Annotated in this window: 12 protein-coding genes; 5 read left to right on the top strand and 7 right to left on the bottom strand. The window is 59.5% G+C overall.

Annotated elements, in window-relative coordinates; genetic code table 11:
• Window positions 1–7: 7 nt before the first annotated feature.
• The 5 genes from FB593_RS18630 to FB593_RS18610 are packed head-to-tail and all read left to right on the top strand — an operon-like array spanning window position 8 to window position 5,503.
• Window positions 8–1,261 carry a sarcosine oxidase subunit beta family protein gene (locus tag FB593_RS18630; RefSeq protein ID WP_004431781.1) on the top strand — a complete coding sequence of 418 codons (1,254 nt, stop codon included), beginning with the start codon at window positions 8–10 and terminating at the stop codon, window positions 1,259–1,261.
• Window positions 1,261–1,671, top strand: coding sequence for a hypothetical protein (locus tag FB593_RS18625; RefSeq protein WP_004431784.1), 411 nt, complete (start codon window positions 1,261–1,263; stop codon window positions 1,669–1,671). The genes FB593_RS18630 and FB593_RS18625 overlap by 1 nt, the downstream gene beginning before the upstream one ends.
• A 13-nt stretch (window positions 1,672–1,684) precedes the next feature.
• Entirely contained in the window at window positions 1,685–1,999 is a 315-nt protein-coding gene (locus FB593_RS18620) for a sarcosine oxidase subunit delta (protein ID WP_004431787.1), read from the top strand.
• On the top strand, window positions 1,996–4,956 hold the full coding sequence (locus FB593_RS18615; RefSeq protein ID WP_013762066.1) for a sarcosine oxidase subunit alpha: 2,961 nt from the start codon (window positions 1,996–1,998) through the stop codon (window positions 4,954–4,956). The genes FB593_RS18620 and FB593_RS18615 overlap by 4 nt, the downstream gene beginning before the upstream one ends.
• Window positions 4,949–5,503 carry a sarcosine oxidase subunit gamma gene (locus FB593_RS18610; protein ID WP_065658718.1) on the top strand — a complete coding sequence of 185 codons (555 nt, stop codon included), beginning with the start codon at window positions 4,949–4,951 and terminating at the stop codon, window positions 5,501–5,503. The genes FB593_RS18615 and FB593_RS18610 overlap by 8 nt, the downstream gene beginning before the upstream one ends.
• Here the strand turns inward: FB593_RS18610 and FB593_RS18605 are convergent.
• From FB593_RS18605 to glgC, 7 genes are all read right to left on the bottom strand, one after another.
• The gene (locus FB593_RS18605; RefSeq protein ID WP_111802032.1) at window positions 5,500–6,540 is read right to left on the bottom strand and encodes a DUF2332 domain-containing protein; all 1,041 of its coding nucleotides are present in this window, start codon (window positions 6,538–6,540) and stop codon (window positions 5,500–5,502) included. The genes FB593_RS18610 and FB593_RS18605 overlap by 4 nt on opposite strands.
• Before the next feature lie 28 nt (window positions 6,541–6,568).
• The gene (locus FB593_RS18600; protein WP_081308790.1) at window positions 6,569–7,291 is read right to left on the bottom strand and encodes a transporter substrate-binding domain-containing protein; all 723 of its coding nucleotides are present in this window, start codon (window positions 7,289–7,291) and stop codon (window positions 6,569–6,571) included.
• Between the two features lie 36 nt (window positions 7,292–7,327).
• Window positions 7,328–7,816 carry a MaoC family dehydratase gene (locus FB593_RS18595; RefSeq protein WP_004431798.1) on the bottom strand — a complete coding sequence of 163 codons (489 nt, stop codon included), beginning with the start codon at window positions 7,814–7,816 and terminating at the stop codon, window positions 7,328–7,330.
• A gap of 54 nt (window positions 7,817–7,870) precedes the next feature.
• Window positions 7,871–9,826, bottom strand: a complete 1,956-nt coding sequence (gene glgX / locus FB593_RS18590; RefSeq protein ID WP_065658715.1) for a glycogen debranching protein GlgX — start codon at window positions 9,824–9,826, stop codon at window positions 7,871–7,873.
• 133 nt (window positions 9,827–9,959) lie between these two features.
• Entirely contained in the window at window positions 9,960–11,588 is a 1,629-nt protein-coding gene (locus FB593_RS18585) for an alpha-D-glucose phosphate-specific phosphoglucomutase (protein WP_004431805.1), read from the bottom strand.
• Between the two features lie 4 nt (window positions 11,589–11,592).
• Window positions 11,593–13,035 (bottom strand): glycogen synthase GlgA, encoded by a 1,443-nt coding sequence (gene glgA / locus FB593_RS18580; RefSeq protein WP_065663242.1) that lies wholly within the window; start codon window positions 13,033–13,035, stop codon window positions 11,593–11,595.
• 5 nt (window positions 13,036–13,040) lie between these two features.
• On the bottom strand, window positions 13,041–14,303 hold the full coding sequence (gene glgC / locus FB593_RS18575) for a glucose-1-phosphate adenylyltransferase (RefSeq protein ID WP_004431809.1): 1,263 nt from the start codon (window positions 14,301–14,303) through the stop codon (window positions 13,041–13,043).
• Between the last annotated feature and the right edge of the window lie 6 nt (window positions 14,304–14,309).

The following is a 14,309-nucleotide window of genomic DNA, read 5'->3' as shown; positions in this document are numbered from 1 at the left end:
ACTGCGAATGCGCAAATATTCCGTTTTTGCCGTGGCGCGCGAGGCGTTGCGGGGTCATAAGGGGTGGGATGCGCAATGGGCGTCGCCCGAGCCGCGCAAGGAATATGACGTCATCATCATCGGTGGCGGCGGCCACGGTCTTGGGGCCGCCTATTATCTTGCCAAGGAACACGGCATTACCAATATAGCGGTGCTGGAAAAGGGCTGGCTAGGCGGTGGCAATACCGGCCGCAACACCACCATCATCCGCTCCAATTATCTCTATGAAGAGAGCATGGATATCTACGAGCATTCCCTGAAATTATGGGAAGGGTTGAGCCAGGATCTCAATTACAACGTCATGTATTCGGCGCGCGGCGTTATGATGCTGTCGCACAACATTCACGACCAGCAGTCCTTCAAGCGCCATATCAATGCCAACCGTCTCTATGGCATCGACAATGAATGGCTGACGCCGGAACAGGCCAAGGCCTATTGCCCGCCACTCGAGATTTCCGGCAATGCGCGTTATCCGATCAACGGTGCTGCCCTCCAGCGGCGCGGCGGCACGGCGCGTCACGATGCGGTGGCCTGGGGCTATGCGCGTGCGGCTTCCGATCGCGGCGTGCACATTATCCAGAATTGCGAAGTCACGGCCATCAGGCGCGGACCTGATGGCGCGGTCACGGGCGTCGAGACCAATCGCGGTTTCATTGGCGCAAAGAAAATCGGCGTTTCCGCCGCCGGTCACTCCTCCGTTCTGATGAAAATGGCGGATGTGCGTGTGCCTCTGCATTCCAACCCGTTGCAGGCGCTGGTATCAGAGCCGCTGAAGCCGATCTTCCCCTGTGTCGTCATGTCCAATACGGTGCATGCCTATATCTCCCAGTCGGACAAGGGCGAGCTGGTCATCGGTGCTGGCACCGACCAGTATAATTCCTACTCCCAGACTGGCGGCCTGCAGATCATCACGCATACGCTTGACGCCATCTGCGAGCTGTTCCCGATTTTCCGCCGCGTCAAGATGATGCGCCAATGGGGCGGCATTACCGACAACACACCCGATCGCTCCGCCATTCAGAGTGTGACGCCGGTGCCAAATCTCTTTGTCAATTGCGGTTGGGGCACGGGTGGTTTCAAGGCGACACCGGGCTCGGCCAATCTGTTTGCGCATCTCATCGCGCGCGGCGAACCGCACCGTCTGGCGGCGGGGCTGACGCTCGATCGTTTCCGCACCGGACGCCTCATCGACGAGGCCGCTGCCGCCGCCGTGGCGCACTGATGCTGGCGGCGGTTATGCTTTCGGCAAACATGGGTGTTGCGGCGGCGGTCGTGCCGGCGGGCAATCTCATCCCCGAGATGGGGGATTTTCGTAGCCAGAAAATCCAGAGAATGCAGGGTGAACGCGACTGGCCTTTCGTGGCGGAAAAAGGCCTTTTGCTCTGCGCGCCGAGTCTCGCGGACAAGCTGGTCTATTTCGTCGGCGAGAAGGAAAATGGTGCGCAGGACGAGCCCTTCGCGATCGACACCGACATGATGGCGGTTGCCATCATCAATATGGGTCGGGCCTCGGCGCTGAAACCATTCGATAATTTCGAGCAGCTCTTGAAGCGGCTTTCCCCCTTCGTTGCGATGGGAAAGCGGCTGTGTGACCAACCCGCCGGAAGCATGCTTCCGGAAAGTTCTCTTTGAAGGTGGAGCCACGATGCTTCTGATCCATTGCCCTTATTGCCGGGAAGACCGTTCCGAACTCGAATTTCGCTGGGCGGGCGAAGCCCATATCGCCCGGCCGGAAAACATTGCCGATATTTCGGACGAGGCCTTTGCCGAATATTTCTTCATTCGCGACAATGACAAAGGTCTCGTTTTCGAGCGCTGGCGCCACATTCACGGTTGCGGCCGCTTTTTCAACGCCGCCCGCGATTCCGTCAGCGACAAATTCCTGATGACCTACAAGGCAGGCGAGCCGAAACCGGATGCCGACGCGGTTCTTTCCGCCCAAAAGGGAGCTGCGCAATGAGCGGCGATTATCGTATCAAGGGCGCCGGTCGCCTGACACCTGCCAGAACGGCACGCTTCACCTTCGACGGCAAGATCTATCAGGCGCTGGAAGGCGACACCGTTGCATCCGCACTTCTGGCGAATGGCGTGCATCTGATTGGCCGTTCGTTCAAATATCACCGCCCGCGTGGTTTCCTTTCCGCCGGCCCGGAGGAGCCGAATGCGCTGATCGACGTATCGCGTGACAGCCTGCGCAAACAGCCGAATGTGCGCGCCACGGTGCAGGATGTATTCGACGGCGCCATCATCGCCTCGCAGAACCGCTTTCCGTCGCTGTCCTTCGATATCAGTGCGATCAACGATTTCCTGTCGCCGATGTTTGCGGCTGGTTTCTACTATAAGACCTTCATGTGGCCGAAGGCCGCGTGGCACAAGATTTATGAACCGATCATCCGTCGCGCAGCCGGTCTCGGCAAGGCGCCGACCGAGCCGGATGCGGATCATTATTCCGGCCGTTATGCCCATTGCGACGTGCTGGTGGCCGGTGGCGGTGTGGCCGGGCTGACAGCGGCGCTCGCCGCTGCAAAAACTGGCGCCAGCGTCATTCTGGTTGATGAGAATGCCGAAGTTGGCGGCGCGCTGCGTTTTGATACCGGTGCGGTCATCGACGGCCTGTCCGGATATGACTGGGCGCAAAAAGTTTTCACTGAACTGAAATCGCTGCCCAATGTGCGTGTTCTGACCCGCACGACAGCGTTCGGTTATTACAACCACAATTTCGTGGCGCTGGCCGAGCGTGTGACCGATCACCTCGCCACGCCGGCCAAACACCAGCCACGTGAAAGACTGTGGCAGGTCCGCGCCAAGAAAGTCGTTCTGGCGGCAGGCGCGATCGAGCGGCACATGGTCTTTGCCAATAATGATCGTCCCGGCATCATGCTGGCTTCTGCTGCGCGCATCTATCTCAACCATTACGGCGTGACCGTCGGCAATAATGTCGGTGTCTACACAGCCCATGATTCTGCCTATGAGACGGCATTCGATCTCAAGAAAGCGGGTGTGAAGATCGCCGCTATCGTGGATTGCCGCGAGAACCCCGATCGGCGGCTGCTGGACGAGGCGCGGGCGCTGGGCATCGAGGTACTGGCGGGTCACAGTGTTTACGATACGTCAGGGCGGCTGCGCGTTTCTTCCATGAGCGTTGGCCGCAATGGCGGCTCTAACAAGCGCAAGATTGCCATCGACGCGCTCGTCGTTTCGGCGGGCTGGACGCCTTCGGTGCATCTCTTCTCGCAATCGCGCGGCAAGCTGAAGTTTGACGCGGCAAACCAGCGGTTCCTGCCTGACATCCATGTGCAGAATTGTGTGTCAGTCGGCGCCTGCAACGGCACGGACGATCTCGCCGCATTGATCGCCGAGGCTGCTGCCGCAGGTGGCGGTGCAGCGGAATTCTCCGGCGAGAATGCGCGCGCCTGGACCGGCGGCATGATCGGCGCTGCGGAAGGGGCAGGCGAAGGCACCGGCGTCAAGGCCTTCATCGATTTCCAGCACGATGTCTGCGCCAAGGACATTCGCCTTGCCGTGCGTGAAGGCATGCATTCGGTCGAGCACATCAAGCGCTTCACCACCAATGGCATGGCGTCCGATCAGGGCAAGATGTCCAACATGCATGGCCTTGCCATTGCCTCGGAAGCGCTTGGGCGGGATCTGCCGAAGGTCGGTCTCACCACTTTCCGCCAACCCTATACGCCGGTCACCTTCGGCACGCTCATCAACCATTCGCGCGGTGCGCTGTTCGACCCGACCCGCAAGACGCCGATGCATGACGAAGAGGCTGCGGCAGGCGCCCTTTTCGAGGATGTCGGCAACTGGAAGCGCGCATGGTTCTTCCCGCGCGGCGGCGAGGATATGCACGAGGCGCTCAACCGCGAATGCAAGACGGTGCGGACAAGCGTCGGCGTGTTCGATGCCTCCACGCTCGGCAAGATCGAGGTGGTCGGCCCCGATGCGGCTAAGTTCCTGAACCTCATCTACACAAATGCCTGGGACACACTGAAACCCGGCCGTTGCCGCTATGGCATCATGACGCGCGAGGACGGTTTCGTTTACGATGACGGTGTTGTCGGTCGTCTTTCCGAGGACCGTTTCCACGTGACGACGACGACGGGCGGCGCACCGCGCGTTCTCCAGCACATGGAGGATTATCTCCAGACCGAATTCCCCGAGCTGAATGTCTGGCTGACATCGGCGACCGAACAATGGGCGGTGATTGCGGTGCAGGGACCGAAAGCGCGCGAGGTGATCGCGCCTTTCGTCGAGGGTATCGATATTTCGCCCGAAGCCTTCCCGCATATGGCGGTCGCGGAAGGCACCTTCTGCGGCGTGCCGACGCGTCTCTTCCGTGTATCATTCACGGGTGAGCTTGGTTTCGAAATCAACGTTCCGGCCGATTACGGCGCTGCCGTCTGGACCGCGATCCGTGAACGGGCCGAAGCGGTGGGCGGATGCCTTTATGGCACCGAGACCATGCACATCCTGCGCGCCGAAAAGGGTTACATCATCGTCGGACAGGATACCGACGGCACCGTGACGCCTGACGATGCCGGGCTTGCCTGGGCCGTTTCCAAGAAGAAGACGGATTTCGTCGGTATTCGCGGTCTGAAACGCCCGGATCTCATGCGCTCTGGTCGAAAGCAGCTTGTGGGCCTCAAGACGAAGGACCGGCTGACTGTTCCCGAAGAGGGTGGCCAGATCGTTGCTGATCCAAACCAGCCGAAACCCATGACCATGCTCGGCCATGTCACTTCCGCCTACTGGTCGGAAAATCTCGGCCACTCCATCGCCTTTGCGCTGGTGGCGGATGGCAGGGCGCGCATGGGCGAAACGCTCTACATCCCGCTTGCCGATAAAACAATTGCCGTCGAAGTGACCGATATGGTCTTCCTCGACAAGGAAGGAGCCCGTCTCAATGGCTGACACACTTCACGCAAAACGCAAATCCGTACTCGAGGATTTCCACGGTGGTTCGCCCTTCGTCTCGCTGAAGCCCGCCGCCTCGGCGTCGCGGCTGTCGCTGCGCGCAAGGGAAAGCGCACTGCCGGCCCTCTCGGATGCACTCGGCCTGTTATTGCCCAACAGCCCGAAAAGCTCTGTCACATCGGGTTTGCGCTCCGCTCTCTGGCTTGGTCCGGACGAATGGCTGGTGATCGATCAGGGCGAAAGCGACCTTATGGCGGCGCTCGCCACCGTTCCCGGCATGTTTTCGGCGACCGACGTTTCCCACCGCAACACGGCTGTCATCGTTTCCGGCCCCGGCGCGGAGGCAGCTCTGAACGCCGGTTGCCCGCAGGATCTGTCTATCGCACAGTTCCCGATCGGCGCCTGCTCGCGAACGGTTTTCGGCAAGGCGGAAGTGGTGCTGCTGCGCGTGGCTGACGATACGTTCCGGGTCGAGTGCTGGCGCTCCTTCGCCGAATATGTCGGCGGCCTGTTGCAGGAAGCGGCGCAGGACGTGGCGGTCTAGCTTTTCCACCCCTGCCATTCCACCCATCGCCCATGGAAATCGGCGCGGCCGATTTCCTGTTTCTTACCGGTCGGCCAGATTTGCAGGGTGATTGCGGCGCTTCCCGGCGTCGTATCTGCCTCCATCTGCAGGCGGGCAAGCGGAGCCTCAGGGGTGGCACGGCTTCCAGCCTCGGCGATCAGCGTTTCGCCGGCCTCTTTCAGCGCATCGGGCAGATATTGCCAGGCGACAGAATGGTAGACCACATGGGCAGCGCCCGAATGTTGCGCGGCAAGGCGGCGTTGCAGCCAGTCAATTGCGTCAGCCTTTTCAACTTGCAAGCCGTTCTCCACCGCAATACGCAGGGCGGCCGCCGTGCGCTCCAGCCTGTCGGTCTGATCGGCCCAGACATATGACATCAGCCGCAACCGGTCCTCGGCAGACGACGGATCGAGTGGGTTAAGATCGCAGCCGGCGCGCTCGATGACCTCTATCCGCTTGTCGGGCGGGGTGTCTCCGCGCCATTCCGGCGACATGGACACTTCGGATTGCCTGCCCCAGGCAAGATCGCCAAGACGATACTGGTAGCGGTCAAATTGCAGGTTCAGACCGGCGCTGGCGCCGACCTCTGAAAGGACCAGCGGCTTGCCGAAAAGCTCCGCAATGGAAAGAAAACCCGGCAGCAGCACAGCGGAACGGCGGACTTCGTTGGTCTGCGGCGGCGATTTCAGTCTTTCGAGGATGAAGCCCGAATGGAAGCGCAAGGCACTTGCGCAAGCCTGCCAGAGCGCATTCTCGTCTTCGGGTGCTATATCGACAAGAGGAGCGATCTTGTCCTCGATGACAAGCGCATGCAGGGCACCGGCAAGCCGCAGTGGGACGGAATCGCCGGACGGGCCGACATTGCCAGGCCAGGACAAAATCATCTCGCCAACGTCCGTCTGGCGATCCAGCCGCGCCGCCACCGCGCGGCAAAGCCGTGCGGTAAAGGGCGAACCGAGGCTGTCGCAGGCTCTTGCCTGTGCGAGAAACGCGTCTCTTACGGCTTCATCATGCATTGGGCCGTCTCCTTTGCGCAGTCCGGCGTTACTTTGCCAGACTGGCCTCGCCGTTGACGAGGGCTTGATCATCAAAACCAAAATTGCGCATCAGCACACGGTGCTCGTCTGATCCGATATAACAAAGAAGCGCCGCATCGACCGCGCTCTGGAGTTCCCGGTCGGATTGGCGGAAAGCAAATGCGCCTGAGGCTGCTGGTCTCTCTTTCGGTAAAACAGAGACAACTTCCAAATCGAGCTCTGGATTTTGCTGCATAAAACCGAGATGGGCCATGGCCACGCTGGCATAGGCGTCGGCACGCCCATCCAATACGGCCTGAGCGGCCTCGTCGTAGGTCTCGCAAATGAGAATGCGGTCATCGGGCACGCCCGCTTCCATAATTGCGCGATGTTGGATCTGATCACGGATCGCGACCAGCGTACATTCCGGATTTTTTGCTGCCGATGCGTATCCGTCCAGATCTCTGAGGTTGCCCTTCCTCACCAACAGTCCATCAGGCAACGCCCAGATGGGATGGCTGAACGTCACGATCTTTCTGCGTTCAGCGGTATCGAAGAGGCCAGTAGTCATATCCCAAAGGTTTTCGTTCAGCCCAGGCAACAATTGCGAGAATTCGGTTTCGATGAATTCAATGTCATGAATACCGATCATGGCTAGAATGACTCGCGCCAACTCCACATCGCACCCGGTCACATCGCCGCATTCGTTCCTGTAGTTGAACGGAGGTTCTATCAAATATGCGAATCTCACAGACACTCCGATCTCAAATTGGGATTTACTTCGCCATCAGGCGTCTTGCGGCCTGTCCTCGGGGTTGAACTGGGTGATGGTTGTCCAGCGGGCAGTGAGCGCCGGTTTTTTCTCGTTTTCTATCTCCACCGTCACATCATAGGTCGTCACCAGCATGGCGGCGCCGCGAAACCGCGCCTCGGCCAAAGTGAAACGGCCACGCACCCGTGCTCCGCTTTTGACCGGCGTGACGAAGCGGACGGCGTCAAAGCCGTAGTTGATGCCCATGGTCGTTTCGCGAATGCGGGGCAGGGCATCGTAATTCAGAGCCGAAAGCAGCGAGAGCGTCAGGAACCCATGCGCGATAGTGCCGCCAAAGGGGCTTTCCGCCTTGGCGCGTTCCGGGTCGGTGTGGATGAACTGTTCGTCCAGCGTCGCTTTTGCGAAGGCGTCGATCATTGTCTGGTCGACGGTGATCCAGTCGGAAACGCCCAGCTCCGTGCCGACGAAATTTTTCATTTCCGCCAGCGCTATTTCCTTTGCCATGTTACCTCTTCTCGATTGCCTTTCGGAACTTATAAAGGTGCCGGGGCCAAGCGATCAACCGCGCAGATAAAACACTACCGAGCGGGCAGGGAGGAAGGCCGGATTGCCGAAATCCGTGCCGATCGCTTGCCAGTCGTCGCCCGGCAGGGTGAAGGGCACGATCTCATGGCTGCGGTTGATGAGCACGGCAAGCTCCGCGTCGTTTTCGGTCTCGTGGTCCGGCGTGGCAAGCACCATGGCGAAAGCCGGCATGTCCGGCCTTTCCCATTCCGCGACCGTCATCGGTTCTCCGCCGGGGGCAAGCCATGTCACATCGCCGTTGCCGGAGAAAAACTCGGTTTGCGAAAACACGCCGAAGCGTTTGCGAAGTGCTGCAAGAAATGCCGTGTGGTCAGTCAGCTCCTGGGAGAGCGACGACCAGTCGACCCACGTTATCTCGTTGTCCTGGCAATAGGCATTGTTATTGCCATGTTGGCTGCGGCCACCCTCATCGCCGGCGGTCAGCATCAACGTGCCGCGACTGACGAAGAGCGTGGAAAGCAGCGCTTTTACATCCGCGTGGCGCGCGGCCACGACGGCAGGATCGTCCGTCAATCCCTCCAAACCATTGTTCCAGGAATGATTTTCATTATGCCCGTCGCGATTGTTCTCGCCGTTTTTCTCATTGTGCTTGTGTTCGTGGCTGACGAGATCAAACAGGGTAAAACCGTCATGGGCGGCAAGGAAATTGACGCTGCGGCTTTTCGAACGTCCACGGCGGGAAAAGATCGGCGAAGAGCCGGAAAGCGCATTGGCCAGCGCCCCGGTCGTTCCCGCATCGCCGCGCCAGAACCGGCGCATGTCGTCGCGGGCGCGGTCGTTCCATTCCAGAAAGCTCTCCGGAAAATTGCCGAGCTGATAGCCGCCGGGGCCGATATCCCATGGTTCGGCGATCAGCACGCGGTCGTATAGTACCGGGTCAGAGTGCATGGCGGCAAGCGTTTCGCTGGCCATGTCGAAGCCACTAGCCGTTCGTCCCAATATGGGCGCGAGATCGAAACGGAAGCCATCGATACCGGCATTGAGAACGAAATGCCTCAGGGAATCGATAATGAGCTGGCGCACATAGGGATGATCGCAGGCCACAGTGTTGCCGGTGCCGGTGTCATTGACCAGCACGCCTGGCTTTCCTTCCGGGTGACGGAAAGCGGTGAGATTGTCCAGTCCGCGCAAAGACAGGATGGAGCCTTCGCTGTCGCTTTCACCCGTATGGTTGAAAACCAGATCGAGAATGACGCCGATGCCTTGCGCGTGCAGGGCTGCAACCGTGTCGCGCAGCTCCCGCACTCCGCCGGGGCAGAGGCGCGGATCGAGCGCCATGAAGCCGACGGGATTGTATCCCCATGCATTGGAAAGGCCAAGCGGCGGCAGGTGGCGCTCGTCGATCCAGGCGGTGATCGGCATCAGCTCCACCGCATCGACACCGATTTTTTTCAAATGCGCAATAATGGCAGGATGAGCCAGCGCTGCCACCGTGCCTCTCAGCTCTTCCGGCACGGCAGGATGCAATTTGGTGAAGGATTTAACCGCGAGTTCGTAAATCAGCCCGCCTTCGGCAAAGCGTGGCGGCTGGCGCCTGACCTGCTCATATTGCGACAGGATCGCCTTCGGCATGATCGCGCCCGTGTCTTCGCCATAGGCCAAAAGCGCGGCATCATGCCGGAATGGCCGGTCTATCTCCGTGGCATAGGGGTCGAGCAGCAGTTTTGCGGGGTCGAACCACAGGCCATGTTCGGGGGCATAAATGCCGTCGGCGCGGTAGCCATATCGCGCACCGGGGCCGGTCTCGGCAACTGTCAGCCGGTGAATGTCATTCTCATCGCGCCTCATTGGCAAACGCGCCGTCTCTTTTTCGCCCGTCGCATCAAAAAGGCAAAGGTCGATTTGTGAGGCGTGCCGGGAATAGACCGCAAATTCCGTTCCGTTTTCCGTCTGGGTTACGCCTTTGGGGAAAACGGCTGGTTTCTGCATGGTCTCTCTCTCCGGAAGATGATGATATCGAGTCTGGCGGGGAGGTTAGTCAGTAACCTCAGGCGGCCTCATGGCCGCCTGCCAAGTTTTTCGCTATGCCCGTTGCCGGAAACGGTGCGTGCAATGCAAAACCTTACGTGATGACGGTCGGTTCGTTGCGGCCGGTATGGGCCTTGATGCCGGCGATCGTATCGGCAACGGAAATAAGGTCGGCAAGCGCCGCCTGCGTTTCGATGCCGTGACGGGCCGCATCCGGCTCATAGCGCTCGACGTAAAGTCTGAGCGTTGCGCCCGCAGTGCCCGTGCCGGAAAGGCGCAGCACGATGCGCGAACCACCTTCGAACAGGATGCGGATACCCTGGTTCTTGCTGACGGACTGGTCGACCGGGTCGAGATAGGCGAAATCATCAGCAGCTGCGACCTTAAGATTGCCGTAGCTGGTGCCAGGAAGTGTTGCGAGTTTTTCGCGCAGGATGGCCACCAGAGTGTTTGCGGCGTCCGAATCCACTTCCTCATAATCGTGGCGGGAATAATAGTTGCGCCCATATTCGGCCCAGTGCTTGGTAACGATGTCCTTCACGCTTTCCTTGCGGGCGGCGACAATGTTCAGCCAGTAGAGCACGGCCCACAGGCCATCCTTTTCGCGCACGTGGTTGGAGCCGGTGCCGAAGCTTTCCTCACCGCAGATTGTAACCTTGCCGGCATCCATGAGATTGCCGAAAAATTTCCAGCCGGTTGGCGTCTCGTACATGCCAAGCCCAAGTTTTTCTGCGACGCGGTCGGCTGCGGCACTTGTCGGCATGGAACGGGCGATGCCGGAAATGCCGGCGGCATAACCGGGCGCGAGCCGCGCATTGGCGGCGATGATCGCCAGGCTGTCGGACGGGGTGACAAACATGCCCTTGCCGACCACCATGTTGCGGTCGCCGTCGCCATCCGACGCCGCGCCGAAATCGGGACCTTCCGGGCTCATGACATCGTCATAAAGCTCCTTGGCGTGCACCAGGTTGGGGTCGGGATGGTGGCCGCCGAAATCGGGCAGCGGCGTTGCGTTGCGGACCGAGCCCTTCGGCGCGCCGAGACGCTTTTCGATGATTTCCACCGCATAGGGGCCGGTGACGGCACTCATGGAATCGACGACAACCTTGAAGCCGCCGGCAATCAGGGCGCGAATGGCGGCAAAATCGAACAGTTCTTCCATCAAAGCGGCATAATCGGCGACCGGATCGATGACGTCGACCGTCAGTTCATCCACCTTGAAGCTGCCCACCTTGTCGAGATCGACGTCTGCAGCGTCGGAAATCTTGTAGCTGTCGATGACCTTCGAGCGGGCATAGATCGCGTCGGTGATCTTTTCAGGCGCAGGGCCGCCATTGCCGATATTGTATTTGATGCCGAAATCTTCGGTCGGGCCACCAGGATTATGGCTGGCGGAAAGCACGATGCCGCCGAAGGCTTTGTATTTGCGGATGATATTGGAGGCGGCGGGGGTTGAGAGAATGCCGCCCTGACCGACCAGCACCTTGCCGAAACCGGCGGCGGCCGCCATCTTGATCGCCTTCTGGATGACTTCGCGGTTGTAATAACGGCCATCGCCGCCAATCACCAGCGTCTGGCCCTGAAAGCCCTCAAGCGAGTCGAAGATCGACTGGATGAAGTTTTCGGCATAATTTTCCTGGGCGAAGACGGGCACCTTCTTGCGCAGGCCGGATGTGCCCGGCTTCTGATCCTGAAAGGGTGTCGTCTGAACGGTCTTGATCATTGTTTCAATGGCCTCTCGAAATAAGCTGGCTGTAAAGCGCGGCATAGAGCGCAGCGCTTTTTTCCCAGGAAACATCGGATTTCATTCCGAGTTTCTGCATTTGTGTCCAAAGTTTCGGGTCGTGATAATAACGCACGGTCCGGCGGATCGCCTGTTTCAGACCGTCGAGCGTGACGGGTGAGAATTGTACACCGGTCGCCGATTTATTGGCGATGGCGGCATGGTTGGCGTCGATCACCGTATCGGCAAGGCCGCCGGTTCGGGCAACCACGGGAACGCAGCCATAACGCAGCGCGTAAAGCTGGGTAAGGCCGCAGGGCTCGAAGCGCGAGGGGATGATGATCGCATCGCAACCCGCCTGCATCAGATGCGACAGCGGCTCATTATAACCGATGGCGACACCGACGCGGCCATGGTGGCGGGATGCCGCCGCCAGTAGCGCGCCTTCCAATGCCACATCGCCGGCGCCCAGCACGACCAGACGGCCGCCGAGGGAAACGATCTCGTCCACGGCTTCCGCCATGAGATCAATGCCCTTCTGCCAGGTCAGCCGGGAGATGACGCAGAAAAGCGGGCTGTCATCCTGGTCGATGCGGAAATGTTCTGCGACGGCCTTCTTGTTCAGCGCGCGGTTCTTGAGATTGGTGACGGAATAGTTGTCGTGGATCAGATGGTCGGTGGCCGGGTTCCAGACATCGGCGTCAATGCCGTTGACGATACCGTGCAGCACATGGGCGCGGCTGCCGATCACCCCTTGCAGCCCCATGCCGAATTCCGCGGTCAGGATTTCTTCCGCATAGGATGGGCTGACCGTGCTGAGCGCGGTTGCCGTCTGCAAGCCGCCCTTGAGGAAGCTGACATCGTTATAATATTCGATGCCTTCCATGCCGAAGGCGTGGGCGGGCAATTCGAGCTTGCTGAAGATATTGGCCCCGAACTGACCCTGAAAAGCAATGTTATGGATGGTGAGAAGGCTCGGAATCTCTGGCGTTTCGGCATAACGCATATAGACCGGGGTCATTGCTGCCTGCCAGTCATGGGCGTGCACCATATCCGGCCGCCAGCCGGGAAGCACACCGGCGCCGATTCGTGCCGCTGCCAGCGAGAGCGCCGCAAAGCGCTTCCAGTTATCAGGATAATCCTTGCCGGTCTGGCCGAGATAGGGGCCGCCGGAACGCTCGTAATAGGCGGGCGCGTCAAGGATCAGAAGGTCTAGCCCCTCATGTTGGACTTCGAGCAGATCAGCCTTTTCGCCAAGCAGATCGGTGAACTCAAAACATTTGACGGGGTCCGTCACGGCGGCTTTCACCGCCGGATATCCGGGTATCAATGTGCGCGTTCTCACACCATAGGCTTCGAGCGCGATGGGGAGGGCACCGGTAACGTCGGCGAGCCCTCCGGTCTTGATCAGGGGATAAATTTCGGATGAAACCGAAAGGACATTCATGGGCTCTACAGGTCCAGCTTGTCGATCATCGATTGGGTGATAAGGCAAATGCCGTTTTCCGTGCGCCGGAAACGTTTGGCATCCAGTTCAGGGTCTTCTCCTACAATCAGTCCTTCCGGAATGACCACTCCATGGTCGATGACGACGTTGCTGAGCTGGGCGTGGCGCCCGATCTTTACACTCGGCAGTACTACGGCATTCTCAAGGCGGGAGTATGAATTGGCGCGCACGCCTGTGAACAGAAGGCTACGGTTGAGGGCGGCGCCGGAAATGATGCAATCGCCTGACACGACCGACGACACGGCAGAACCGCGGCGGTCCTCATCGTCATGCACGAATTTCGCCGGCGGAGTGATTTCCGCATAGGTCCAGATCGGCCAGGACTTGTCATAGATATCGAGGTCAGGCACCACATCCGTCAGGTCGATATTGGCCTGCCAATAGGCATCGATGGTTCCGACATCGCGCCAGTACGGTCCGTGCTCGAAATCCGAACGCACGCAGGAGTCCGCAAAACGGTGCGCGACGGCTTTGCCGTGCTGGACAATGTAGGGAATGATGTCCTTGCCGAAGTCGCGGCTGGAGGTGGGGTCGGCGGCATCGCGACGCAGCGCTTCCATCAGGAATTTCGTGTGGAAGACGTAGATCCCCATCGAGGCAAGCGCGAAATTCTCGTTGCCGGGAATGCCGGGCGGATCGGCCGGCTTTTCGATGAAGTCGATGATCTCGTCTTTTTCGTTCACATGCATCACGCCGAAGCCCGACGCTTCCTTGCGTGGCACTTCAAGGCAACCGATCGTTACATCCGCGCCGGAATCGACATGCTGTTGCAGCATGTATTCGTAGTCCATCTTGTAAATATGGTCGCCGGCCAGAATGACCATATATTCGGGCGCATAGGGCTCGATAATGTCGATGTTCTGGTAAACGGCGTCGGCGGTGCCTTCGTACCATTGCGTTTCGGACACGCGCTGCGAGGCCGGCAGAATGTCGAAGCTTTCGTTACGCTCTGGACGGAAGAAGTCCCAGCCGCGTTGCAGGTGGCGGATGAGGGAGTGAGCCTTGTATTGCGTGGCTACGCCAATGCGGCGAATGCCGGAATTCAGCGCGTTCGAAAGTGCAAAATCGATAATGCGGGCCTTACCGCCAAAATAAACCGCTGGTTTTGCCCGGCGGTCTGTCAATTCCTTCAAACGGCTTCCTCTACCGCCCGCGAGAACATAGGCCATTGCATCACGCGCCAGGGGCTGAACTCTTTTTTCCGACATGGTTGT

The organism is Rhizobium sp. SJZ105 (assembly GCF_007828365.1).
Lineage (GTDB): Bacteria > Pseudomonadota > Alphaproteobacteria > Rhizobiales > Rhizobiaceae > Agrobacterium > Agrobacterium tumefaciens.
The sequence above is the reverse complement of the archived record's forward strand: the minus strand, read 5'-3'. Positions and strand labels throughout refer to the sequence as shown.